We start from the raw sequence: 22,346 nt of genomic DNA, 5'->3' as shown, positions 1-22,346 counted from the left end.
TTTCGTTTCAGGCGGCTATCGTCAGCCGCTCGCCGGCGATTCGATAGGAAATCGCCTCGGCAAGGTGAATGCGGCCTACGGTCTCGTTGCCATCGAGATCGGCCAAGGTGCGCGCCACATTCAGCACACGATAGTAGCCTCGCGCCGAGAACTTCATTTTCCCGGCCGCGTCGCGGAGCAACTGCTGGCCAGCAGCATCCGGTGCGGCGTATTTCTCGATCATGGCGGTCGAACACCGAGCGTTTGTGCCGATGCCTCCGAGTCCGACTGCTTCAAAGCGGTTTCGCTGAATGTCACGTGCACGGGCAACGCGGCGGCCGATATCCGCGCTCCTTTCGGCAGGCATCGGTCGGATAAGATCGACGGCAGAGACGGCAGGCACATATGCGATCCATTGGCGGGCCTGATATTCGCGCCTGGTAGTCCGTCATGCAGCGTGGGCCGCGCGCAGCTATGACCGGGTTCGCCCGCCATGCCGCAGCGGCAGGGGTTCATGGCTGCGACGAGCTGGATGTTGGCGGGATAGGCCGCACGATTGGCGCGGGCGATGATGCATTCGCCCGTCTCCAGCGGTTGCCGCAGGGCATCGAGCGCCTGCGGCGAAAACTCAGGAAACTCATCAAGGAACAGCACGCCATGGTGGGCGAGCGACGCCTCGCCCGGCCTCGCGCGCAAGCCGCCTCCCACCAGGGCGGCCATCTTCGCCGAATGATGCGGGGTCCGGAAGGGCTGCGATCCGAAAGTCTTCCGCCTGATAGTTGTCCGGCTACCGAATGAATCATAAAATAGGCGGTGCACCCGGATCGACAGGATCCGTGATCATTCAGAGGCGAGTTGTCACTGCGAAAACCGTCCTCGCCGCACGAAGCCATGCCGCCAAGGAGCGCTAGACGCGCTTCCGCTCAATCGCGTCCCAAAGCAGAGCGGCAATATCGGCGCCGCCGAACTTGCGCACTTCACGAATACCTGTCGGCGACGTGACGTTGATCTCCGTCATATAGTCGCCGATGACATCGATGCCGACAAAGAGGAAGCCGCGTTCCCTAAGCGCAGGGCCGATGCGCTTGCAGATTTCGATTTCGCGTGCCGTCAGTTCGGTTGCCTCGGCACGTCCGCCGACATGCATGTTGGAACGACTGTCGTGCTCGGCGGGGACGCGATTGATGGCACCGACCGGCTCGCCATCGACAAGCAGGATGCGCTTGTCGCCCTTGCGGACGTCGGGAAGGTACTGCTGCGCGATGAAGGGTTCGCGGAACAGTTGTCCGAACATTTCGAGCAGCGACGATAGGTTGCGGTCGTCCCTGGTCGAGTGGAACACGCCGGCGCCGCCATTGCCGTAGAGCGGCTTCAAAATGATGTCGCCCATCTCGTCCCGGAAACGACGGATTTCGCCCGCGTCCTTCGTGATCAGCGTCTTCGGCATCAGATCGGCAAATTCGGTGACGAAGATCTTCTCGGGAGAGTTCCGCACCCAGGCCGGATCGTTGACGACGAGTGTCTTCGGGTGGATCCGCTCCAGCAGATGAGTCGAGGTGATATAGGCCATGTCGAACGGCGGGTCCTGGCGCAGCAGGATCACATCCATCGTCGACAGATCGAGACGTTCGGGCGCTCCGAGCTCGAAGTGATCGCCCTTGACGTCGCGCAACACCATCGGCTCGACGGTGGCGTATAGATTCCCATCTCTGAAGCTCAGTCGCTCGGGCGTGTAGTGGAAGAGTTTATAGCCGCGAGCCTGCGCTTCGAGGCTCATCGCGAAGGTGGAATCCCCTGCAATATTGATGCCGGCGACATGGTCCATCTGGACCGCTACATTCTTGATCTTGGCCATTTCCGTCCCTTAGCTAATGCCGGACAGATGTAGGCTGCAGATGCCCCGAAAGCAACGCCGTGCTCGCGTCGCGAGACGAAATCTTCAGGCCGCGATGCCGCTCTTGGGAGCGTCGCCGCGTAGCAGGCTGCGGAGCCGATAGGCAAGCGCAACTGGCTTCGGAAACGGCTTCCTGAGGAACGCGACCTTGCGCACGTAATTGTCGACGCTCCAGCTCGCCCAGGTGCCAGCCGCGAAGAAGGCAACGTCGCCGGCCTCCAGCGTGCGCTCCGTGCCATCCTCGGCGAGGATGTGCACGCCGCCGTCAAGAATCATCACCGTTTCGTCCCAGTAGAAGTACCAACGGAATTCGCCGGCCGTGCAGTCCCAGATCGCCGTGTAGGCTGCATCGTCGTTACTGCGGGAATGCTCACCGGTGCGTGCCTGCGGATCGCCGCTGATGATCCAGTCTGGATTGATCGGCGTCGCGTGCATGACGAGGTTGTCGCCGGACTTCGCCACAAATGTCTTTGCCGCCGGTTGCGGCAGATTCGGAAAAGGCACCACCCGCGCGGCCATCGCGACCACACTGGCCAGCATCATCTGCATACCCATGAGCAACCCCCGCTGCTATTAGATCCTTGTCGGGATAGCAGAGAGTCGTAAAGGCACCGTACAAGCAGTGGCTACAATTTGAACGATCACAACGCCCAAAGGACTAGGCGATTTCCGTCTTTGCCACCATGGCCTGTTGAAGAGCCGTTCCGCCGATACGCTTTCCGGTGTCGTGAGTGAAGAAATGCAGTCTCTCGGCACCCACGACCAGCCGCAGTTCGGACGTTAATTCCGCCTCCGGAGACAGGGCTGCCGTCAGCGATTGATCGCCGAGATTTCCGTGCACGAGACGTTGGGAGCCGAGCTCTTCCACATAGTCCACTGCAACAGTCATGGCATGTTCGCCAGGGCTTGCGAGGCGCAGGTCCTCGGCGCGAATACCGACGGTGACAGATCCGGATGCAGGTGCATGACCGCCAAGGTCGATCAGGTTCGGGCCCAGTGCAAGCTTGTCGCCATGCAGCTCGCCCTGCAGCAGATTCATCGCCGGGGAGCCGATGAAGCTCGCGACGAAGGTCGACGCTGGGGTGTGGTACACGTCGAGTGGCGCGCCGATCTGCTCGATCTCGCCGCCGTTGAGAACGACCAGCCGATCGGCGAGTGTCATCGCCTCCAGCTGATCGTGGGTGACGTAGATCGAGGTGGTGCCGAGACGGCGCTGCAGCCGCTTGATCTCGCCGCGCATCGAGACGCGCAGCTTTGCATCGAGGTTCGAGAGCGGCTCGTCGAACAGGAAGGCGGCGGGCTTGCGGACGATGGCGCGGCCCATGGCGACGCGCTGACGCTGGCCGCCGGAAAGGGCGCGCGGCTTGCGCTCGAGATAGGCTTCGAGCTGCAGCATGCGGGCCGCTTCAGCGACGCGGGCATCGATCTCGGCCTTCGGCGTCTTGCGGTTGCGCAGGCCGTAAGCGAGGTTGTCGTAGACCGTCATGTGCGGATAGAGCGCATAGTTCTGAAACACCATGGCGATGTCGCGTTCGGCGGGGTCGACCTTGTTGACGACGCGGTTGCCGATCTTCACCTCGCCCTTGGAGATTTCCTCCAACCCGGCGACCATGCGCAGAAGCGTCGACTTTCCGCAGCCGGAGGGGCCGACGAGGACGATGAACTCACCGTCCTTGATGTCGATGTTCACGGATTTCACCGCATGCACGTCCCCGGTATAGATCTTGGAGACCTGATTGATTTCGATGGCGGCCATCGGCGTTTCCTTTACTTGTCGCTTTCGGTGAGGCCCTTGATGAACCAGCGCTGGAACACCACGACGATGATGACAGGCGGCAGCATCGCGAGAATCGCGATGGCGAAGGCTTCGTTGTAGTCGGGGATCTGCGCGCCGACCCAGACCAGCAGAATCTGCTTAATGCCGCGCACCAGCGTGTAGAAGCTCTCGTCGTTGGTCATCAGCATCGGCCAGAGATACTGGTTCCAGCCATAGACGAACATGATGATGAAGATGGCGGCCACCATCGTCTTCGAAAGCGGCACGATCACGTCGAAGAAGAACTTGATCGGACCGGCGCCATCGATACGCGCCGCTTCCAGCAACTCGTCCGGGATCGATTTGAAGAACTGCCGGAAATAGAAGGTGCCGGTTGCCGATGCCAGCAGCGGCACGATCATGCCGGTATAGGTGTTGATCAGGTGCAGCTGGTGCATCACCTCGTAAGAGGGAAGGATGCGGACTTCGAGCGGCAGCAGCAGCGTCGTGAAGATCATCCAGAAGAACAGCGTTCCGAGCCGGAAACGGAAGTAGACGATCGCATAGGCGGCGAGCATCGACAGGATGATCTTGCCGACGGCAAAGCCGATGCCGAGGATCAACGAGTTCATCAGCATACGCGTCCCGGTCACCTGCCCGGTGAAGCCGCCTTCGCGATTGAGCACGGTGCTGTAGGTCTCGGCGAAATGGTTGCCCCAGGTGAGGGTCAAACCTTGCCGATGGATCTCGGCGGCATCGTGCGTCGAGGTGAAGAAGGCAACGACGACAGGCGCCATCATGACGAAGACGCCGAGAAGCAGGATGATGTGATCGACTATCTTGAGACGGTACATTCCCGCTCCTCAATTGTAGTGAACGCGCCGCTCAAGGAAGCGGAACTGGAAGACGGTCAACACGAAGACGACGATCATCAGGATCACCGACTGGGCCGAGGAGCCGCCGAGGTCGTTGCCGCGGAAGCCATCCATGTAGACCTTGTAGACGAGCGTGATCGGGTTGTTGGCGGCCTTGTCCTTCACCATCACGTCGACGATGCCGAAAGTATCGAAGAGCGAATAGGTGACGTTGATGACGAAGAGGAAGACGGCGGTCGGTGCCAAGAGCGGCAGGATGACGGTCCAGAACCGGCGGAAACCCGAGCGGCAGTCGAGCGCCGCAGCCTCGCGAACGGAAACGGGAATCCCCTGAAGGCCCGACAGAAAGAAGATGAAATTGTACGGGATCTGTTTCCAGACGGAGACGACCACCATCGCAAACGCCGTGTCGAAATAATTGAGACCGATCTTCATGTCCCAGCCGAACAGGGCAGCGAAACGCACGAAGGGACCGATGTGCTGGTCGAAGAACATCATGCCGATCAGGCCGGCGACCGGCGGGGCGATCGCGTAGGCCGAAATCAGCAATGTTTTGTAGGTCGAGCTGCCGCGGATGACGGCATCGGCCTTGACGGCGAGAAGCAAGCCTAGCGACAGCGAGAAGAAAGTGACGAGTGCCGTGAAAATGGCTGTGAAGCCAGCAATCGAGCGGTACTCGGCGCTTTCGAGAACGCCCTTGTAATTGTCGAAGCCGACGAAGCTGGAGCCGAAGCCGAACGGGTCTTCCAGGAAGAACGAGGACTTCACCGCCTGAACGGACGGCCAGTAGAAGAAAATAAAGATGACCGCCATCTGCGGCAGCAGGAAGAGATAAGGCAGCGTCGGCGACGAAAACTGCACGCGCTTCATGGCGGGACCTTTTTGCAAAGCGGTTCCGGAGACGGCGAGCGCCTCCGGAACCGTGGTTTTCAGCAATGGGCTTTATCAGCCGGCAGTCTTGGCAAAACGCTCGAGGAGCTGGTTGCCTTCCTTCTCGATGGTATCGAAAGCGTCCTTGACGGAGGTTTCGCCCGAGAAGATACGGCCGTATTCGCGTTCCATGATTTCGCGGATCTGCGGATAGAAGCCGAGGCGATAGCCCTTCGACCACTCGCCGTCTTCGAGCTTCAGCTGCTTGATGCCGACTTCGGCCGCCGGCTCCTTGTCGTAGTAGCCTTCCTTCTTGGCGAGCTCGTAAGCTGCCTCGGTGATGGCGACGTAGCCGGTTGCCTGGTGGTAGAACTTCTGGATCTCGGGCGAGGTCAGGAACTGGAAGAAGTCCGCAACGCACTTGTTCTCTTCAGCCGACTTGCCGGACATGGCAAAGAGTGCGGCGCCGCCGATGAAGCTATGGGTGCCAGCGCCCTTGATCGAACCCCAGTAGGGCAGGAAGGTTGCCGAGAAGGACATCGTTGCCGTCTTCTTCAGACCGCCGAAGGAACCCGAGGAACCGATCCAGAGAGCGACCTTGCCTTCTTCGAAGGGCTTCTGGTTGTCGGCCCAGCCGGCGCCGTAGTACTTGAAGTAGCCTTCGTCGGACCAGGCCTTCAGCTTGTCGAACATCATGATGAGGTTCGGATCGGTGACCTTGAGCTTGGTGTCGACGACGCTGTCGTAGCCGTTGTTGTTGGTGGCGAACTGAATGTTGTTGCGCGAGAAGAAGTTCTCGGTGAACTCCCAGGTCAGCTGCGACTGGACGAGCGGGATGTAGCCTGCAGCCTTGAGCTTCGGAGCGATCGCCTCGAATTCTTCCCAGGTCTTCGGGGCTTCGACGCCAGCCTTCTTCAGCGCTTCCGGATTGGTGTACATGATCGGCGCGGAAGAGTTGAAGGGCATGCCGACGAACTTGCCGTCAGCAGCAGCGTAGAAATAGCGAACACCCGGAATGAAGGCATTGCGGTCGAACTTGTAGCCGGCGTCCTTGATCAGGTCTTCGGCCGGAACGACGGCGCCCTTGGCGTTGATGATGGTTGCAGCACCCGCGTCGAAGACCTGGAGGATGTTCGGCTGTTCGCCGGAGCGGAAGGCAGCGATGCCGGCAGCAAGCGCTTCTTCGTAGGTACCCTTGCTGACCGGGGTCAGGGCGCAGGCGGACTGCGAAGCGTTGAACTTCTGTGCAACCTCATTGATGACTTCGCCGTTGCGGCCGCCCATGCCGTGCCACCACGTGATGTTGGTCGCAGCAAAGGACGACGATGCCGAAAAGCTTACGGCCACAGTCGCCATCGAAATTTTCTTGAACATGGCTAATCCCTCTCCACCAGTTGTTGGGGTGAGGAGTGCAATAGAGGCCTTCCATGACGCCTCCTTAATGATTTGATGACAGGAGTGTTACATCGATACCTTTTTGCACGCGATTGCAATCCACATTAGAAGGCATTCGGAAAATGCCGCGGCAGGCGGCCAGGCAGGATGGCCACGATGTCGTAACGCTACGAAAGCACAGCATAATCGCGTTGCCTCGCCAACCACAGATCACTGGCAGCTCTGATGCGGTTTTGCGCCGTTGGCGACACGGCGTCGATGGCGCTCATGTGGTCACGGCGCGCCTTCACTTCCACGAAAATCGCCAGATTGCGCTTGCGTGCAATAATGTCGATCTCGCCGAGCTTGGTGCGATAGCCCAGTGCGACGATGCGATAGCCCTTGAGCATGAGATAAAGAGCAGCCAGATACTCGGAGACATGGCCCCGGCCAAGCGCCTTGCGGCGGTCGTTGGCCCTATCGCTCATCGCTGCCCTTCATATCGAGGAGACGCTGGTAGAGCTCCTTCTTGGAAATGCCTGTGAGCCGCGACGCTTCCGCAGCCGCCTTGGAGGTCGGTAAGGTCTTCGCCAGGTCGGCCAGGATCGCATCCACATTCGCGGGTTCTACCGGGCGCTCTGGAGGCGGACCGATAACGAGCACGATCTCGCCTTTGACGCTATCGACGTCGGAATAATGGGCAGCAAGCTCCGCCAGCGTGCCACGACGAAACTCCTCATAGGTCTTGGTCAATTCACGGCAGACCGACGCAACGCGATCACCGCCGAGCACATCGGCGGCGGCGGCTAGCGTTGCGGCTATGCGATGCGGCGATTCAAAGAACATCAGCGTTGCGGGAACGGCTTCGAACTCGGCCAGCCGATCGCGACGCGCCTTGTCCTTGGTCGGCAGAAACCCGGCGAAGAGAAAGGCGTCATTGGGCAGGCCGGAGCCAACCAGAGCGGCGAGCGGCGCGGAGGCCCCTGGAATGGGTATGACGCGATAGCCTGCCTCGATGGCTTTTTGCGCCAGACGATAGCCGGGATCCGAGACCAGCGGCGTCCCGGCATCCGAGACCAGGGCAACGGACTTGCCGGATTCCAGCGCCTGCAAGAGCCGTGGCCCGGCTTCATCGGCATTGTGTTCGTGGTAGGCATAGGGCCGGTTTTGAATGCCGTAGCGGTCAAGCAGGACGCGGGTGACGCGCGTGTCTTCGCAGGCCAGCACATCCGCACCTGCAAGCGTTTCCAGCGCCCGCAATGTGATGTCGCCGAGATTGCCGATCGGCGTCGCGACGAGGTAGAGCGCCGGTTCCAATGGTCGCGCCGGAATGGACATATTGTGCAGGCGGAAGCTGCGTTGCCTGCCACCTTCGGCCATCACATCGTCATTGCTCAAGATAGTTTCACTTTCTTTGGCTTCGCGCCTTTATGGGCGAGGCCTTGCAGTTCGGCAAGGCCGCTGCGATTTCTGTGAGCATTGCACGGGAAAACGGCAATTGCATTGACGCTTCCGCTGGTACCTCTTGCAATCGATCGCAAATTCCTGCCATTTTGCCTGTCCACTCTCTGGTCCCTCTTGGGCAAAAGCATTCCTTGCGGCGCGCAACATGTGCGCTCAAGCAGTAACGGTCGAAAGCGGTAGCATCCCATGCGTATTACAATTGAGCGGTCCAACCTTTTGAAGTCGCTGAACCACGTGCATCGCGTGGTCGAACGCCGGAACACGATCCCGATCCTGTCCAACATCCTGCTGCGCGCCGAGGGCCAGAACCTCGACATGAAGGCGACCGATCTCGATCTCGAAGTGACCGAAGCGACCCCCGCCAATGTCGAACAGGCTGGTGCCACGACCGTTCCTGCCCATCTTCTTTACGACATCGTGCGCAAGCTGCCGGACGGCTCCGAAGTCCTGCTGGCGACCAGTACCGACGGCGGCTCGATGACGGTTCAGTCCGGCCGCTCGAAGTTCTCGCTGCAGTGCCTGCCGGAATCTGACTTCCCGGATCTCACCGCCGGCACCTTCAGCCATACCTTCAAGCTGAAGGCGACCGACCTCAAGATGCTGATCGATCGCACGCAGTTCGCGATCTCGACCGAGGAAACCCGCTACTACCTCAACGGCATCTTCTTCCACACGATCGAGAGCAAGGGCGACCTGAAGTTGCGCGCCGTCGCAACCGACGGCCACCGCCTCGCCCGCGCCGACGTGAATGCGCCATCGGGCTCGGAAGGCATGCCCGGCATCATCATCCCGCGCAAGACCGTGGGCGAACTGCAGAAGCTTGTCGATGTGCCGGATGCGATCGTGACCGTCGAGGTTTCCGACGCTAAGCTCCGACTCAGTATCGGCTCGATCGTCATGACCTCGAAGTTGATCGACGGCACCTTCCCGGATTACCAGCGCGTCATTCCGACCAATAACGACAAGGAAATGCGCGTCGATTGCACGACGTTTGCGCAAGCCGTCGACCGTGTCTCGACGATCTCCTCGGAGCGTGGCCGCGCCGTCAAGCTCGCGCTCTCCGACGGTCAACTGCTGCTCACCGTCAACAATCCGGATTCCGGCAGCGCGACGGAGGAAGTCGCGGTCGGCTACGATACCGACTCGATGGAAATCGGCTTCAATGCGAAATATCTGCTCGACATTACGGCGCAGCTTTCCGGCGATGAGGCGATCTTCCTGCTTGCCGATGCCGGCTCGCCGACGCTCATTCGCGACACGACCGGCGACGACGCTCTCTACGTGCTGATGCCGATGCGGGTCTAACCGCGTCGCATTTGCCGTGCAAACTTTGCCAATTGCGACGTCGGGCCTTGTTTTTCGCTCGAACCAACTGCAATTAAAGACCGGGCTGCTTTGTTGCATATCTAGGAGGATGGTGGAATGGCGTTGCGCCTGAAGGAACGGCTGGGCAAGAAGTTTGACGAAGAGATCCGCTTCTTCAAGGGAATGATGCAGGGGCCGAAGACTGTCGGTTCGATTGTTCCCACCTCCTCCATTACAGCGCGCAAGATGGCGAGCGTTATCAACCTTCACTCCGGACTGCCGGTCCTCGAGCTCGGGCCAGGCACCGGGGCGATCACCAAGGCAATCCTCGGACGAGGCGTGAAGCCGGAGAACCTGGTCGCTGTCGAGTATTCGACGGACTTCTACGAGCACCTGGTCCGGCTCTATCCGGGCGTGAACTTCATCAATGGCGATGCGTTCAATCTCGATAAGACGCTCGGCGCCATGAGGGATCAAAAGTTCGATTCCGTCGTTTCCGCCGTCCCGCTGCTAAACTTCCCGATGCAGGCCCGCATCGCGCTTCTCGAGAGCCTGCTCGACCGCCTTCCGGCAGGCCGGCCCGTCGTGCAGATTTCGTACGGCCCTGTGTCGCCGATCATCGCGCGGCCGGATCGCTATCATATCCAGCACTTCGACTTTATCGTCCGTAACATCCCGCCGGCGCAGCTCTGGATCTACCGGCGCGGCTGAACCCTGTGTTCGGCCTCTACATCACGCATCCGCAGGTGAGGATCGATCCGGCGGTTCCCGTACCGAAATGGGGGCTGTCAGAGCTTGGCGCCGCGCGCGCCCACAAAGCGGCCGAAAGCGACTGGGGAAAGCAGCTGCGGCGCGTCGCTTCCAGCGACGAGACGAAGGCGATCGAGACCGCCGAGATCCTTGCCGCCGCGGCCGGGCTGGCCATCGAGATTGTCGACGGCATGCATGAGAACGACCGCTCGGCAACCGGCTTCCTGCCGCCACCTGAGTTCGAGAAGGCCGCCAACTGGTTCTTTGCGCATCCCGAAGACAGCTTCAGGGGTTGGGAACGGGCAATCGACGCGCAGCGCCGTATCATTTCGGCCGTTACCAATATTCTTGCGTCGCATGATCCCGCCCTGCCCATTGCATTCGTCGGCCACGGAGGCGTGGGAACTTTGCTAAAGTGCCATTTGCAAGGCCGCCCGATCCGGCGCGATGGCGATCAACCGGGCGGCGGCGGCAATCTCTACTGTTTCAGCCTTGCGGATCGACGCCTGTCGTGCGACTGGACGCCTATCGAAGAGTGGCAGGGATGGATGTGACATGGATGCACGCGAGCGGCTGATCGTCGGGCTGGATGTTCCAACGCTTGGCGAGGCCGAACGGATCGTCGACACGCTCGGCGACGACGTCGTCTTCTACAAGATCGGCTATCAGCTGGCCTTTGCCGGCGGCCTGGAGTTTGCGCGCGACCTTGCCAGGAGCGGCAAGAAGGTCTTCCTCGATATGAAGCTGCTCGACATCGACAACACCGTCGCCTCCGGCGTCGAGAACATCGTCAAGATGGGCATGTCGATGCTGACGCTGCACGCCTATCCGAAGGCGATGAAAGCTGCGGTGGAGGCCGCAAAGGGTTCCGATCTCTGCCTTCTCGGCGTGACCGTCCTGACCTCGATGGACGAACAGGACCTGATCGCGGCCGGCTACGAATATGACCCGCACACGCTCGTCCTGCGCCGCGCCGAACAGGCGCACCTCGCCGGCATGGGTGGCGTTGTCTGCTCCGCTGAGGAAGCGTCCGCCGTCCGCAAGATCATCGGCCCCGATATGGCGCTTGTCACGCCGGGCATTCGCCCCGTCGGCGCCGACCGGGGCGACCAGAAGCGTGTGATGACACCAGCTGCCGCGCTGAAGGCCGGCTCCAGCCATCTCGTTGTCGGCCGCCCGATCGTCAAGGCAGCCGATCCCAAGGAGGCGGCCCTGGCGATCCTCGCCGAGATGTCGGCGGCCCTTCAATAATCACGTGAGCCAGGGAGCATCTAAAATGGCAAAAGGATATTGGATTGCGCGCGTCGATGTTCGTGACGCGGAGCGCTACAAGGATTACGTCGCGGCGGCAAAGCCGGCCTTCGAAAAGTACGGCGCCAACTTTCTCGCCCGTGGCGGCGCGATCACCGAACTCGAGGGCAAGGCGCGCGCGCGCAACGTGGTGATCGAGTTTCCTTCGATGCAGCACGCTGTCGATTGCTACAATTCGCCGGAATACCAGATCGCGGCGAAAATCCGCCAGGAAGTCGCCGACGCCGAGATGGTCGTCGTCGAAGGCATCTGAGGCGAGTTCTCAGCCATGATAACTGCGGCGCGATGGCCCTTTTCGTCGCGCCGCGATTGGTCTAAGACGAAACCAGATCGACCAAACAATTGAGCCTTTCGAGGAGCCTGCCATGACCCTTGCCAACCTGCCGCCACTCGTCACCGTGTTCGGAGGGTCCGGCTTCATCGGCAGGCATATCGTGCGCGTGCTGGCAAAGCGCGGCTACCGCATCCGCGTTGCCGTCCGCCGCCCTGACCTCGCCGGCTTCCTGCAACCGCTTGGCAATGTCGGACAGATATCCTTCGTCCAGGCAAATCTGCGCTACCGCAACTCGGTCGACCGCGCCGTCGAAGGCGCCGATTACGTCGTCAACTGTGTCGGCATCCTGCACGAGACCGGCCGCAATTCCTTCGAAGCGGTCCAGGAATTCGGTGCGCGTGCTGTCGCCGAGGCGGCTCGCGGCGTCGGCGCCAAGCTGATCCATATCTCGGCGATCGGCGCTCACGCCCATTCCGATTCCGGATACGCCCGCACCAAGGGTCGCGCCGAGGCAGCGATCCACGCGATCAAACCGGATGCCATCATCTTCCGCCCGTCGGTCGTTTTCGGGCCCGAGGACGGCTTCTTCAACAAGTTTGCCGACATGGCGCGCATCTCGCCCTTCCTGCCGTTGATCGGTGGCGGCAAGACGAAGTTCCAGCCGGTCTATGTCGTCGACGTAGCCGAGGCCGTAGCCAAAGCCGTCGAGAACAAGGTGACCGCAGGCGAAGTCTACGAGCTTGGCGGACCCGAAGTGCTGACGTTCCGCGAATGTCTCGAGATCATGCTGAAGGCAACTTGGCGCAAGAATCGCCTGGTCTCGCTTCCTTTCGGCATTGCCTCCCTGATCGGCAGGGTTGCCTCGCTCGTTCCATTCATCACACCGCCGATCACCGCAGATCAGGTACGGCTTCTAAAGAAGAACAACATCGTCTCCAAGGAAGCGGAAGCCGAGGGCCGCACCTTGAAGGGCATCGGCATCACTCCAACTCTGGTGAGCTCGGTGATCGGCTCGTACCTCGTGCAGTATCGTCCGCACGGCCAATACACTGGATCAGGCAAGGCCGCCTAAAGGCCAGCTGTCGATCTTGTAATCAGTAGTGCTGCTCGTGACCTCGCGGGCGGCATTTTTCTTGGAAGAGTCTTCCGGAATCGCGCAAGTTGTGGATGCTTTTTTTCTCTATGTCCGGAAGGCATTCGTTGCATAAAAGCCGCACGAAAAAATTAGCGGAATTAACACCAAATTTAGCAGGAAGATTTATTGCTATTTGTCATTCCACTGACTACACACCCCGCGCGTCTCCCAATGGACTCAGCGCCTTGACGGCGCGCCAACGACTTTTGAAAGGCTTTTTTCGATGGGTAGGTCAATCGCGCTCCTGTTTGCGTGTGCGGCGCTGGTGATTCTGGCAGGCTCCTTCATTGCACCCGGTTCGGTTGCAGCGGTGAAGGGCGAGTGCTCGCCAGCCTACGGCGTTGATCCCTGCGAGACCGGCTCCATCAGCCGATAACAAGAAACCGGCGCCGTAGCGCCGGTTTTTCTATCAGATACCGCAAGTTCGATCAGAAGCTGAAGCCCGCGCGCTTCATGGTGTTTGTTCGTTGCTTCAGCGCGCAATCCGCATCCGCGCCATCGGTGCGCGAATGCGGCAATCAAAAACCGTCTCAGGCAATCATCCCGGTCGCCGCCATAGCGAGCAGAATGCCGCCGAGAATCATGCGGTAGATCGCAAACACCGTAAACCGGTTGCTCCTGATGTAGGACAGCAGCCATTTCACGGCGACGAATGCGACAATCGTCGAAACGACGAAGGCGATTCCGAGGCTTGTCCAGTCCTCGTTTGCTGCGCCACCATCCTTGAACGTCTTCACCAATTCGTAGGCACTTGCGGCATACATTGTGGGGATGCCGACCAGAAAGGCGAATTCGGTTGCGGCTGCACGATTGCCGGTGCCTGCCAACATGGCAACGAAGATTGTTGCGCCGGAGCGTGACGTTCCCGGGAAGACGCCGGCGACCACCTGGGCAATGCCGACCAAGATGGCAACGAGCCAGGTTATCTCCTTGTGGGGCGGTCGGCGGGCGGCCGCCCATTCAGCAAAGATCATCCAGACACCGCCAATGATCAGCGCCCAGGCGATCGGCGTCGCATTCTCAGGCAGCTGAAATCCGAGCTTCTTCACGATCAGTCCGAGGATCGACGTGATGAGAAATGCGACAATCAGCTTAGCGGCGTAAGAGCGGTTGCGCGGATCACGCCAACCCAGAACGAGATCCAGAAGACGACGCCAGTAAATGATGGTGACGGCGAGGATCGCGCCTGCCTGAATGACGATGTTGAACATGTCCGATCGATGGCCAAGCCATTGCTCAGCAATGATAAGATGACCGGTGCTCGAGATCGGCAGAAACTCGGTAATTCCCTCTATTATGCCTAGAATTATAGAGTTCACATAGTCCATAAATTCTCTCCGTGGAGTTTGGTCGAGCTTGCGGTGGGGTTATGGCGTCTGGAAGTGACGAAGGCAGGGCGAGAAAGCAAAAATCGGTTTTCGGGCACGTACACTTCCCTTGTCCAGGCGGTCGGCAGCCCGACTCGCTTGTATTGGAAGGGCCAAGCTCCTATAGCTTCAACGAATGAGTCATGACTAGGGCGCTATAATCATCGCGCACCTGCAACGTGCCACACCCCTCAAAAAATCCGAGAATCGATGCCCACGCTCTATCATCACCCTATGTCATCCGCATCACGCTTCGTCCGGCTGATCCTGACGGAGTACGGCTATCAGGCGGACCTGATCGAGGAACAGACATGGGAGAAGCGCAGGGATTTCCTCGCGCTGAATCCAGCCGGAACATTGCCGGTTTATGTCGACGACAGCATGCGGGCGCTGTGCGGCGCCGCTGTGATCTCCGAATATCTCGACGAGACGCATGGCGTGCTCAAGCGTGACCGCCGGCTGCTGGCCGAAGATCCATTCCAGCGCGCCGAAATTCGCCGGCTGACGGAATGGTTCATGCAGAAGATGGAAACCGACGTGACCAAGCCGCTTGCCCGCGAGCGGGTCTATAAGCTGCAGATGACGGCAGACCAGGGCGGCGGCGCGCCTGACTCGAAGATCCTTCGCACGGCGCGGGCGAATATCCGCCAGCACATGAAATACCTGACATGGCTCGCAGGCTCGCGCCAGTGGCTGGCGGGTGACCGCATGAGCTATGCCGATCTGGCTGCTGCCTCCGCCGTTTCCATTCTCGATTATCTCGGTGAAATCGACTGGTCGGAAGCCCCTCTTGTGAAAGAGTGGTATCAGCGCCTGAAGTCGCGTCCATCCTTCCGACCGTTGCTCACTGAGCGCGTGCGGGGCCTGACGCCGGTGTCGCACTACGCCGATCTGGACTTCTGACGAGGGCCTTCGATGGCCACGGAAAACAAGGAACAGAAACGCCGCGACACTCTCACCGCCTTCGTTCGCTCGGAGGCAAAGGCGTTGGGATTCGACCTCTGTCGCATCACGCAGCCGGACGCCATACCGGAGGCCAAGGAGCGGCTTGGCGAATTCATCGACGCGGGGCGGCATGGCACGATGGAGTGGATGGCGGAAACCCGCGACAGGCGCGGCGATCCGCGCACGCTCTGGAGCGATGTCCGGTCGATTGTCGTCTTCGGCCTCAATTATGGACCCGACGAAGATCCCCGCGAAGTTCTGACAAAGCCCGACAAGGCTGCGATCTCGGTCTATGCGCGCAATCGCGACTATCATGACGTCATCAAGGGGCGGTTGAAGGAGATTGCGACGCGTTTTGCAGCGCGCGCCGGGGCGGATGTAAAGGTCTTCGTCGACACCGCTCCGGTGATGGAGAAGCCGCTGGCTGCCGCGGCCGGCCTCGGCTGGCAGGGCAAACACACCAACCTCGTCAGCCGTGAGCTCGGTTCTTGGCTTTTCCTCGGCTCAATGTTCACGACCGCGGATTTGAACATCGACACCCCGGAAGTCGACCACTGCGGCTCCTGCCACGCCTGTCTCGACATCTGCCCGACCAATGCCTTTCCCGGTCCTTACCAGATCGACGCGCGGCGCTGCATCTCCTACCTGACCATCGAGCACAAGGGACCGATCGATCCGGCGTTGCGCCCGCTGATCGGCAATCGGATCTATGGCTGCGACGATTGCCTTGCCGCCTGCCCATGGAACAAATTTGCCCACGAGGCGTCCGAGATGAAGCTGCAGGCCCGCGAGGACCTCAAGGAACCGACGATCGAGTTCCTGCTCAGCCTTGACGACGCCGCCTTCCGCACGTTCTTCAGCGGTTCGCCGGTCAAGCGTATCGGCCGCGATCGATTCATCCGGAATGTGCTCATCGCCGCCGGCAATTCGGGCGACCGCCGATTTGTCGAGCGATGTCGGGAACTGACACGGGACCCCTCGCCCGTCGCGCGTGGCATGGCGGTTTGGGCGCTTTCGCGCCTTCTTGAGGCTGGAGAATTTTTTGCCTTTGCGGCACAAAGGCCGGATGAGTCGGACAGCGATGTCCTAAACGAGTGGCGGCTAGCGGGAGCTGTGTGATGGATGTGATGATTTTCGGCTGCGGCTATTCGGGCAAGGCAATCGGCAAGGCCTTCAATGCTGATGGAGTGCGCGTATCCGGGACCACACGGGCGGACGACAAAGCAGCTGCCCTGCGCGGCCAGGACATTAACGCGTTCCTTTTCGACGGCGAAACCCTGGGGAACGACTTGCGCGCTGCAATGCGGGATACGACGCATCTCGTGCAATCCATTGCACCGCGGGAAAATGGCGACCCGCTGATCAGGCTGGCGGGCGATCGCTTGCGGGAGATGATGCCGGAGCTCCAGTGGATCGGCTACCTCTCGACGGTCGGCGTCTATGGCGATCACAAGGGCAATTGGGTCACCGAAGACACGCCATGCACACCGGTTTCCGGGCGGTCAAAGGAGAGGCTGGAAGCGGAAGATGGCTGGATGGCCATCGGCGCCGAGGCCGATATACCGGCAGCCGTTCTCCGCCTCTCGGGCATCTATGGCCCGGGCCGCAATGCCTTCTGCAATCTGGAACGCGGCAGCGCGCGACGGCTGATCAAGGAGGATCAGGTTTTCAACCGGATCCGCGTGGAGGATATCGGCGCGGCGACGCGGTTTCTCGCCGAGCGCGGGCTCGGCGGCATCTATAATGTGACGGACGATCTGCCCGGCCCGCCGCAGGACGTCATTGTCGAGGCCGCACGCCTGATGGGCGTCGAGCCCCCGCCGGAGCAGCCTTTCGAGACGGCTGAACTCACGCCGATGGCGCGGTCCTTCTACGGCGAGAACAAGCGGGTCTCGAACGCCAAGCTGAAGGCCGCTGGCTTCACGTTTTCCTTCCCAACCTATCCCGCCTCGCTCGCGCAGCTGATGCAGAGCAACAGCTGGCGCGGTTAGCGGCACCGCCTCAGGCCGAGACCCCGAGAGCCGGTTCGGTCTTTACCCTTGCGAGCGGCGGGAACGCCAGTGCGATCGCTGCCGCGCCCAGCCCGACCAGCGCGGATCCAATGAAGAGCCACGAGTAGCTGTGGAACGTGTCGAAGATCCAGCCGCCGATCAGAGGCCCGAATGCCATGCCGAGGCTGGACAGCATTGTGGCTGCGCCGAACACAGTACCGATGATACGCGGCCCGAAATATTCCCGCGCAAGCACGGCATAAAGCGGCATCACGCCGCCATAGGCACTGCCGAAGATAATCGCGAGAACATAGAATTCGCCGAGCCGGCTGACGAAGAGATAGGTTGCCAGCGCGATCGCCTGGACGAGCAGGCCGGTAACGAGGACGGGCTTCACCCCGATCCTGTCGGCAAGCCCACCATAGAGAAGCCGGCCGCCGAGCCCCGCAAGCCCCTCGACGCTGTAGATGCTGACGGCAGCCATCGGTGCGATGCCGCAGATCGTGGCATAGCTGACCATGTGGAAGATCGGGCCGGAATGCGCGGCGCAGCAGGCAGAGAACGTCAGGCCGAGCACAATGAATTGCGGTGAGCGCAACACCCGCGAGAGTTTGGGTCGCTCACCGTCCGATATAGTGGCGGCGGCACCGTCGCTCGCTTCAGCCGGCGGACGCCGGACGAGCAAGGCTGCGGGTATCAGCAGCACCCAGGCCGTGATGCCGATCAACAGCATTGCGGTGCGCCAATCATAAGCAGAGATAAGCAGGCGCGCGAAGGGCGAGATCGTCATCGGCGCGACACCCATGCCGGCAGAAACCAATGAGACGGCAAGGCTGCGGTTCTCCTCGAACCAACCTGTCGTCGTGGCGATCATCGGTGCAAAGAACGTGCTGGCCGCAAGTCCGACCAGAATGCCGTAGGTCAGCTGAAATTGCAGAAGGGACTCCGCGCGGCTTGCCAATACGAGTGCCAGCCCAAGCGCGCCTGCGCCGATGAGAACGACAATGCGCGGACCGAAGCGATCGCTTGCGGCGCCCCAGAGAAAGCCGCCAATCCCCATAACAATGAAATTGAGCGTCATCGCAGTCGCGATGCCCGCGTGTGACCAGCCGGTCTCGATGGCGATCGGCTCCTGGAAGATCGCCAGTGAGAACATCGCGCCGAGCGCAACGCAGGTCATCAATGCCCCGGCCGCGACAATAATCCAACTGTAGGGTATGCTCATAACTTCCGCAGCCTCCCTGCCCAAGTTGACGAGGCGCGCACCGCTTGCGCGCTTGCAAGCTAAGACGTTCGCACAGCCGCACTTTCGACAACGCCGTCGTGCTTTTTGTGCGATACCTCGGCAAACTCCCCTGCCAGCTTGATATCATGAGTTACCAACGCTGCGGGAGCGGGCTGCAGATTTTACTTCCTGTGGTTGTCCAAGGCAGCCATCAGCAGTTCAGCAAAAGGGTAGAAAATTCCTACTTCGCCGACACAGCGCGCACAATCCAGCGCCGGTTTATGGTTAACGGCCCCTGAATTTGCTCAAATGAGGCATTAATTATGGCGCTCACGCAAAATTATTTTCGTTAATTTTGTGATCGTGGGTTGCGTGGATTTGGTCTTGCAAAAAACGTTCTAATTTTACTTGATTTCATTATCTTTTTTCCCATCTCCTTGATTTTTAGCGGCTCCATGTCGCGCATCTTGCCATCACAAATATTACACTTTGTAATATTCCGTGATAATTGGGGGCACTTTTTCGCCACACTTGGCCGGATTCAACCCTCCCACCGCCCACAAGGCGCGAGTTCAACAGTTGAGGGACAATCCGTTTTGAAGAAAATTTGCCGTTCTGTTATCGCAGCAGCAACTATTGCAGCCTGTTCTACCATCCTTCCCGTTGAAGGATTTGCTGCAAATGGTTGCGGTGGCGCTTCATGGTACGCACTTCGCTCCAAAACCGCTTCCGGGGAACGTATGAACCCGACCATCAATACTGCAGCACATCGTTCACTGGCATTTGGTACGAAGCTGAAAGTTACCAACCGCAGAAACGGACGCAGTGTCGTCGTCCGCGTCAACGATCGTGGCCCATTCATTCGTGGCCGCGTCCTCGATCTCTCCCGCGCCGCCGCCCAGAACATTGGTATGGTCAGCAGCGGCACCGCGAAGGTCTGCTACGAGGTCATAGGCTAAAGCATCTGTCGGCCCGAAGGGGTCCGCTTGCTCTTGCCGCCAATCGCGAGTACGACGCGATTGAAGACTTGTGTACAATCTGCTGCGTCTGTTGCGCTTCCTGCGGATTGTTCACAAGCCCGGTATTTTGACCCGAGGCGACTAGGAGCTGTGTGAATGCGTTTGGGCGGACGGCTCGAAGGGGCGATTTCGGTTCTTGCAGATATCGATGCCCGCAGACGGCCTGTAGCCGATGCATTGAAGGACTGGGGCCTCGCTCATCGCTTCGCCGGATCCGGCGATCGCGCGGCGATCGGCAATATTGTCTATGATGCGCTTCGTATGCGCCTCTCCCACGCGTGGCTGATGGACGACGATAGCGCATCCGCCATCGCCCATGCCGTCATGTTCCGGCAGTGGGGCTTCACGCCGGAAAGCCTTGCCGCGGAACTCACGGACGATAAGTTCGCGCCAAGCCCGCTTTCCGAAGCGCAGCTCTCCGCCTTCAACAGCCGCCGGCTGGCCGACGCCCCGGCTCATGTTCAGGGCGATATTCCCGAATGGGTGCAGTCCTCCTTGGAACGTGCCTTCGGCGATCGGTGGCTCGCCGAAGCGCAGGCCCTTGCCGGGCGTCCCACGCTCGATTTGCGTGCCAACATCCTGAAAGCCACCCGCGACAAGACGGTCAAGGCGCTCGAAAGAGCCGGCGCACAAAGGGCCGCGATCGCGCGGTACGGTATCCGGATTCCCGCCGGCGAAGGAGCCTCACGGCTTCCAAACGTGACAGCCGAGCTTTCGTTCCAGAAAGGCTGGTTCGAAGTACAGGACGAGGGATCGCAGATCGTTGCCGATCTCGTGCTTCCCAAAGACGGCGAACAGGTTCTCGATTACTGCGCGGGCGGCGGCGGCAAGACGCTCGCCATGTCGGCGGCCATGCACAACAAGGGCCAGGTCCACGCCTACGATGCGGATCGCAAGCGGCTCGCTCCGATCATCGAGCGGTTGAAGCGTGCTGGAACCCGCAATGTCCAAGTGCATGATGACGCCAAGGCCTTGAAGAGCCTCAGCGATCGCTGCGACAAGGTGCTCGTCGATGCGCCATGCACGGGAACCGGCACATGGCGGCGGCGGCCTGACACCAAATGGCGGCTGACCGCCAAGAACCTCGATGAGCGCACGGCCCAGCAGCAAGATGCACTCAAGCAGGCCAGCGCCTTTGTCCGCCCGGGCGGCGAGCTGATCTATGTGACCTGCTCGGTGCTGCCGCAGGAAAACGAGGAACAGGTCCGGCGATTCACCACCGAGAACGGCGACTACGAAATCGTCAGTGCCCTGCCTGCCTGGGATGGACTATTCGGAAAGGACAGTCCACGTCCCCGCTCGCCCGACGGCAGGACCATCACCCTGACGCCCGCCTCCACCGATACGGACGGTTTCTTCTTCTGCCGCATGCAGAGGAAAGGCTGAGCATTCACTCGGCGCCCCCCAGCAACGGCGGCGAATATACTTAAAATCATTCCAAACTAGAGTGTTTGACACCAGTTTGCTTTTGGGCGAAGAGATTTTTCGTCGGACCTCAGACGGAACGTCCGCACAGGAGAGGATCATGAAACTCAACAAGAATTTTTGCGCAGCTGTGGCGCTGGCGGTGGCCCCAACCGCTCTGCTCGCCATTCCCGCCTACGCGGCACCGGATGCTGCTGCAGTCGTCAAGCATTACGCCGAAGTTGCGCATGCCAAGTACGAAGACTCGCTGACCACGGCGAAAGCTCTCGACGCGGCAATCGACGCCCTGCTCAAGAACCCGACCGATGAAACGTTGAAGACTGCCCGCGCCGCCTGGATCAAGGCTCGCGTCCCTTACCAGCAGACGGAAGTCTACCGCTTCGGCAACCCGATCGTCGACGACTGGGAAGGCAAGGTCAACGCCTGGCCGCTGGACGAAGGCTTGATCGATTATGTCGACCCGTCCTACGGCACCGAGAGCGACGAGAACTCGCTCTATGTGGCCAACGTCATTGCCAACAAGACGATCAAGATCGACGGCAAGGACGTTGACGCGTCCAAGCTGACGCCTGAGTTCCTGTCTGGCACGCTGGCAGAAGCCGGCGGCGTCGAAGCCAATGTCGCAACGGGCTACCACGCGATCGAATTCCTGCTCTGGGGCCAGGACCTCAACGGCACGGGTCCAGGTGCTGGCAACCGCCCTGCGACCGATTATGACCTCAAGAATTGCACACACGGCAATTGCGATCGCCGCGCAGAGTATCTGAAGTCCGCCTCCACGCTGCTCGTTTCCGACCTTCAGGAAATGACCAACAACTGGGCTCCGGATGGCGAAGCCACCAAGCATGTCGAAGCAGACCCGAAGGCCGGCCTCGTTGCCATCCTGACCGGCATGGGTTCGCTCTCCTATGGCGAGCTGGCCGGCGAGCGCATGAAGCTCGGCCTGCTGCTGCACGATCCGGAAGAAGAGCACGATTGCTTCTCCGACAACACCTACAACTCGCACCTCAACGACGCGATCGGCATCGCCGCCGCTTACACCGGCGATTACACCCGCGTCGACGGCACGAAGATAAAGGGTCCGTCGCTGCATGATCTCGTCGCAGCCAAGGACAACAAGCTCGACAAGGACATGCAGGCGAAGCTGAAGAAGACGCTCGATGCGATGCAGGTCATGGCGAAGCGCGGTCAGAATGTCGAGAAGTACGACCAGATGATCGGCGAAGGCAACAAGAAGGGCAACGCCGTCGTTCAGGCTGCCATCGACGGTCTCGTCGACCAGACCAAGTCCGTGCAGCGCGTTATTGCCGCACTCGATCTCGGCACGGTGAAGCTTGAAGGTTCCGACAGCTTGGATAATCCTAACGCGGTCTTCCAATAAGTGAAA

22 protein-coding genes and 2 pseudogenes are annotated in these 22,346 nt (G+C 60.3%); 13 read left to right on the top strand and 11 right to left on the bottom strand.

The window, feature by feature from the left end; genetic code table 11:
• Window positions 1-7: 7 nt before the first annotated feature.
• From PMI09_RS21790 to rsmI, 9 genes and pseudogenes are all read right to left on the bottom strand, one after another.
• Window positions 8-782: pseudogene (locus PMI09_RS21790) on the bottom strand (ATP-binding protein); the annotation flags it as partial.
• Window positions 783-886: 104 nt separating this feature from the next.
• Complete coding sequence (gene gshB, locus PMI09_RS21785; protein ID WP_007799528.1) at window positions 887-1,834, bottom strand: glutathione synthase; 948 nt, start codon at window positions 1,832-1,834, stop codon at window positions 887-889.
• Window positions 1,835-1,918: 84 nt separating this feature from the next.
• On the bottom strand, window positions 1,919-2,428 hold the full coding sequence (locus PMI09_RS21780; RefSeq protein ID WP_007799526.1) for a cupin domain-containing protein: 510 nt from the start codon (window positions 2,426-2,428) through the stop codon (window positions 1,919-1,921).
• A gap of 103 nt (window positions 2,429-2,531) precedes the next feature.
• Window positions 2,532-3,629: an ABC transporter ATP-binding protein gene (locus PMI09_RS21775; RefSeq protein WP_007799524.1), complete on the bottom strand. Its 1,098-nt coding sequence runs from the start codon at window positions 3,627-3,629 to the stop codon at window positions 2,532-2,534.
• Between the two features lie 11 nt (window positions 3,630-3,640).
• The gene (gene ugpE / locus PMI09_RS21770) at window positions 3,641-4,483 is read right to left on the bottom strand and encodes a sn-glycerol-3-phosphate ABC transporter permease UgpE (protein ID WP_007799522.1); all 843 of its coding nucleotides are present in this window, start codon (window positions 4,481-4,483) and stop codon (window positions 3,641-3,643) included.
• A 9-nt stretch (window positions 4,484-4,492) separates the two neighbouring features.
• The gene (locus PMI09_RS21765) at window positions 4,493-5,374 is read right to left on the bottom strand and encodes an ABC transporter permease subunit (RefSeq protein ID WP_007799520.1); all 882 of its coding nucleotides are present in this window, start codon (window positions 5,372-5,374) and stop codon (window positions 4,493-4,495) included.
• A 75-nt stretch (window positions 5,375-5,449) separates the two neighbouring features.
• Window positions 5,450-6,748 (bottom strand): extracellular solute-binding protein, encoded by a 1,299-nt coding sequence (locus tag PMI09_RS21760; RefSeq protein WP_007799518.1) that lies wholly within the window; start codon window positions 6,746-6,748, stop codon window positions 5,450-5,452.
• 125 nt (window positions 6,749-6,873) lie between these two features.
• A pseudogene (locus PMI09_RS21755) lies at window positions 6,874-7,236 on the bottom strand (YraN family protein).
• Complete coding sequence (rsmI, locus tag PMI09_RS21750; RefSeq protein WP_037083764.1) at window positions 7,226-8,128, bottom strand: 16S rRNA (cytidine(1402)-2'-O)-methyltransferase; 903 nt, start codon at window positions 8,126-8,128, stop codon at window positions 7,226-7,228. The pseudogene PMI09_RS21755 and the gene rsmI overlap by 11 nt, the downstream one beginning before the upstream one ends.
• A gap of 270 nt (window positions 8,129-8,398) precedes the next feature.
• Here rsmI and dnaN point away from each other — a divergent pair, with 270 nt between their 5' ends.
• From dnaN to PMI09_RS31780, 7 genes are all read left to right on the top strand, one after another.
• On the top strand, window positions 8,399-9,517 hold the full coding sequence (gene dnaN / locus PMI09_RS21745; protein WP_007799511.1) for a DNA polymerase III subunit beta: 1,119 nt from the start codon (window positions 8,399-8,401) through the stop codon (window positions 9,515-9,517).
• A gap of 117 nt (window positions 9,518-9,634) precedes the next feature.
• Window positions 9,635-10,228: a phospholipid N-methyltransferase PmtA gene (gene pmtA, locus PMI09_RS21740; protein WP_007799509.1), complete on the top strand. Its 594-nt coding sequence runs from the start codon at window positions 9,635-9,637 to the stop codon at window positions 10,226-10,228.
• Between the two features lie 5 nt (window positions 10,229-10,233).
• On the top strand, window positions 10,234-10,821 hold the full coding sequence (locus tag PMI09_RS21735; RefSeq protein WP_007799507.1) for a histidine phosphatase family protein: 588 nt from the start codon (window positions 10,234-10,236) through the stop codon (window positions 10,819-10,821).
• A 1-nt stretch (window position 10,822) separates the two neighbouring features.
• Entirely contained in the window at window positions 10,823-11,518 is a 696-nt protein-coding gene (gene pyrF, locus PMI09_RS21730; protein WP_007799505.1) for an orotidine-5'-phosphate decarboxylase, read from the top strand.
• A gap of 25 nt (window positions 11,519-11,543) precedes the next feature.
• The gene (locus PMI09_RS21725) at window positions 11,544-11,831 is read left to right on the top strand and encodes a DUF1330 domain-containing protein (protein WP_007799504.1); all 288 of its coding nucleotides are present in this window, start codon (window positions 11,544-11,546) and stop codon (window positions 11,829-11,831) included.
• Between the two features lie 112 nt (window positions 11,832-11,943).
• A complete protein-coding gene (locus PMI09_RS21720; protein ID WP_007799503.1) occupies window positions 11,944-12,924 on the top strand; it encodes a complex I NDUFA9 subunit family protein in 981 nt (326 codons plus the stop codon).
• Window positions 12,925-13,210: 286 nt separating this feature from the next.
• Complete coding sequence (locus PMI09_RS31780) at window positions 13,211-13,363, top strand: hypothetical protein (RefSeq protein WP_007799501.1); 153 nt, start codon at window positions 13,211-13,213, stop codon at window positions 13,361-13,363.
• 154 nt (window positions 13,364-13,517) lie between these two features.
• On the opposite strand, the gene PMI09_RS21710 is transcribed toward PMI09_RS31780, so the two are convergent.
• A complete protein-coding gene (locus PMI09_RS21710; protein ID WP_007799499.1) occupies window positions 13,518-14,315 on the bottom strand; it encodes an undecaprenyl-diphosphate phosphatase in 798 nt (265 codons plus the stop codon).
• A gap of 249 nt (window positions 14,316-14,564) precedes the next feature.
• Between PMI09_RS21710 and PMI09_RS21705 the strand changes: the two genes are divergently transcribed.
• Genes PMI09_RS21705 through PMI09_RS21695 form a run of 3 tightly spaced genes read left to right on the top strand, consistent with a single transcriptional unit; the run spans window position 14,565 to window position 17,290 of the window.
• Window positions 14,565-15,257 carry a glutathione S-transferase family protein gene (locus PMI09_RS21705; RefSeq protein WP_007799497.1) on the top strand — a complete coding sequence of 231 codons (693 nt, stop codon included), beginning with the start codon at window positions 14,565-14,567 and terminating at the stop codon, window positions 15,255-15,257.
• Between the two features lie 12 nt (window positions 15,258-15,269).
• Window positions 15,270-16,418 carry a tRNA epoxyqueuosine(34) reductase QueG gene (queG, locus tag PMI09_RS21700; protein WP_007799495.1) on the top strand — a complete coding sequence of 383 codons (1,149 nt, stop codon included), beginning with the start codon at window positions 15,270-15,272 and terminating at the stop codon, window positions 16,416-16,418.
• Window positions 16,418-17,290 carry an SDR family oxidoreductase gene (locus PMI09_RS21695; protein WP_007799492.1) on the top strand — a complete coding sequence of 291 codons (873 nt, stop codon included), beginning with the start codon at window positions 16,418-16,420 and terminating at the stop codon, window positions 17,288-17,290. Before queG ends, PMI09_RS21695 begins: the two co-directional genes overlap by 1 nt.
• Before the next feature lie 10 nt (window positions 17,291-17,300).
• Here the strand turns inward: PMI09_RS21695 and PMI09_RS21690 are convergent, their stop codons facing one another.
• Window positions 17,301-18,515, bottom strand: a complete 1,215-nt coding sequence (locus PMI09_RS21690; protein WP_007799490.1) for an MFS transporter — start codon at window positions 18,513-18,515, stop codon at window positions 17,301-17,303.
• 596 nt (window positions 18,516-19,111) lie between these two features.
• Between PMI09_RS21690 and PMI09_RS21685 the strand changes: the two genes are divergently transcribed.
• The 3 genes from PMI09_RS21685 (at window position 19,112) to PMI09_RS21675 (ending at window position 22,340) form a co-directional block, all read left to right on the top strand.
• On the top strand, window positions 19,112-19,474 hold the full coding sequence (locus PMI09_RS21685) for a septal ring lytic transglycosylase RlpA family protein (RefSeq protein ID WP_024317743.1): 363 nt from the start codon (window positions 19,112-19,114) through the stop codon (window positions 19,472-19,474).
• A gap of 156 nt (window positions 19,475-19,630) precedes the next feature.
• The gene (locus PMI09_RS21680) at window positions 19,631-20,920 is read left to right on the top strand and encodes an RsmB/NOP family class I SAM-dependent RNA methyltransferase (RefSeq protein ID WP_007799486.1); all 1,290 of its coding nucleotides are present in this window, start codon (window positions 19,631-19,633) and stop codon (window positions 20,918-20,920) included.
• Window positions 20,921-21,059: 139 nt separating this feature from the next.
• The gene (locus PMI09_RS21675) at window positions 21,060-22,340 is read left to right on the top strand and encodes an imelysin family protein (protein WP_007799483.1); all 1,281 of its coding nucleotides are present in this window, start codon (window positions 21,060-21,062) and stop codon (window positions 22,338-22,340) included.
• The last annotated feature ends 6 nt before the right edge of the window (window positions 22,341-22,346 follow it).

The sequence above is a fragment of the Rhizobium sp. CF122 genome (assembly GCF_000282035.1).
Lineage (GTDB): Bacteria > Pseudomonadota > Alphaproteobacteria > Rhizobiales > Rhizobiaceae > Rhizobium.
Note: the sequence above shows the minus strand (reverse complement) of the source record. Positions and strands in the feature narration are given on the sequence as shown.

What these genes read in the sequence shown, in the direction of transcription:
- PMI09_RS21675 (WP_007799483.1), top strand. Translation starts at nt 21,060, where the DNA reads ATGAAACTCAACAAGAATTTTTGCGCAGCTGTGGCGCTGGCGGTGGCC.
- PMI09_RS31780 (WP_007799501.1), top strand. Translation starts at nt 13,211, where the DNA reads ATGGGTAGGTCAATCGCGCTCCTGTTTGCGTGTGCGGCGCTGGTGATT.
- PMI09_RS21760 (WP_007799518.1), bottom strand. Translation starts at nt 6,748, where the DNA reads ATGTTCAAGAAAATTTCGATGGCGACTGTGGCCGTAAGCTTTTCGGCA.
- PMI09_RS21710 (WP_007799499.1), bottom strand. Translation starts at nt 14,315, where the DNA reads ATGGACTATGTGAACTCTATAATTCTAGGCATAATAGAGGGAATTACC.
- pyrF (WP_007799505.1), top strand. Translation starts at nt 10,823, where the DNA reads ATGGATGCACGCGAGCGGCTGATCGTCGGGCTGGATGTTCCAACGCTT.
- gshB (WP_007799528.1), bottom strand. Translation starts at nt 1,834, where the DNA reads ATGGCCAAGATCAAGAATGTAGCGGTCCAGATGGACCATGTCGCCGGC.
- queG (WP_007799495.1), top strand. Translation starts at nt 15,270, where the DNA reads ATGGCCACGGAAAACAAGGAACAGAAACGCCGCGACACTCTCACCGCC.
- PMI09_RS21690 (WP_007799490.1), bottom strand. Translation starts at nt 18,515, where the DNA reads ATGAGCATACCCTACAGTTGGATTATTGTCGCGGCCGGGGCATTGATG.
- PMI09_RS21705 (WP_007799497.1), top strand. Translation starts at nt 14,565, where the DNA reads ATGCCCACGCTCTATCATCACCCTATGTCATCCGCATCACGCTTCGTC.
- PMI09_RS21680 (WP_007799486.1), top strand. Translation starts at nt 19,631, where the DNA reads ATGCGTTTGGGCGGACGGCTCGAAGGGGCGATTTCGGTTCTTGCAGAT.
- PMI09_RS21780 (WP_007799526.1), bottom strand. Translation starts at nt 2,428, where the DNA reads ATGGGTATGCAGATGATGCTGGCCAGTGTGGTCGCGATGGCCGCGCGG.
- PMI09_RS21725 (WP_007799504.1), top strand. Translation starts at nt 11,544, where the DNA reads ATGGCAAAAGGATATTGGATTGCGCGCGTCGATGTTCGTGACGCGGAG.
- PMI09_RS21720 (WP_007799503.1), top strand. Translation starts at nt 11,944, where the DNA reads ATGACCCTTGCCAACCTGCCGCCACTCGTCACCGTGTTCGGAGGGTCC.
- rsmI (WP_037083764.1), bottom strand. Translation starts at nt 8,128, where the DNA reads ATGGCCGAAGGTGGCAGGCAACGCAGCTTCCGCCTGCACAATATGTCC.
- PMI09_RS21695 (WP_007799492.1), top strand. Translation starts at nt 16,418, where the DNA reads ATGGATGTGATGATTTTCGGCTGCGGCTATTCGGGCAAGGCAATCGGC.
- pmtA (WP_007799509.1), top strand. Translation starts at nt 9,635, where the DNA reads ATGGCGTTGCGCCTGAAGGAACGGCTGGGCAAGAAGTTTGACGAAGAG.
- PMI09_RS21775 (WP_007799524.1), bottom strand. Translation starts at nt 3,629, where the DNA reads ATGGCCGCCATCGAAATCAATCAGGTCTCCAAGATCTATACCGGGGAC.
- PMI09_RS21765 (WP_007799520.1), bottom strand. Translation starts at nt 5,374, where the DNA reads ATGAAGCGCGTGCAGTTTTCGTCGCCGACGCTGCCTTATCTCTTCCTG.
- ugpE (WP_007799522.1), bottom strand. Translation starts at nt 4,483, where the DNA reads ATGTACCGTCTCAAGATAGTCGATCACATCATCCTGCTTCTCGGCGTC.
- dnaN (WP_007799511.1), top strand. Translation starts at nt 8,399, where the DNA reads ATGCGTATTACAATTGAGCGGTCCAACCTTTTGAAGTCGCTGAACCAC.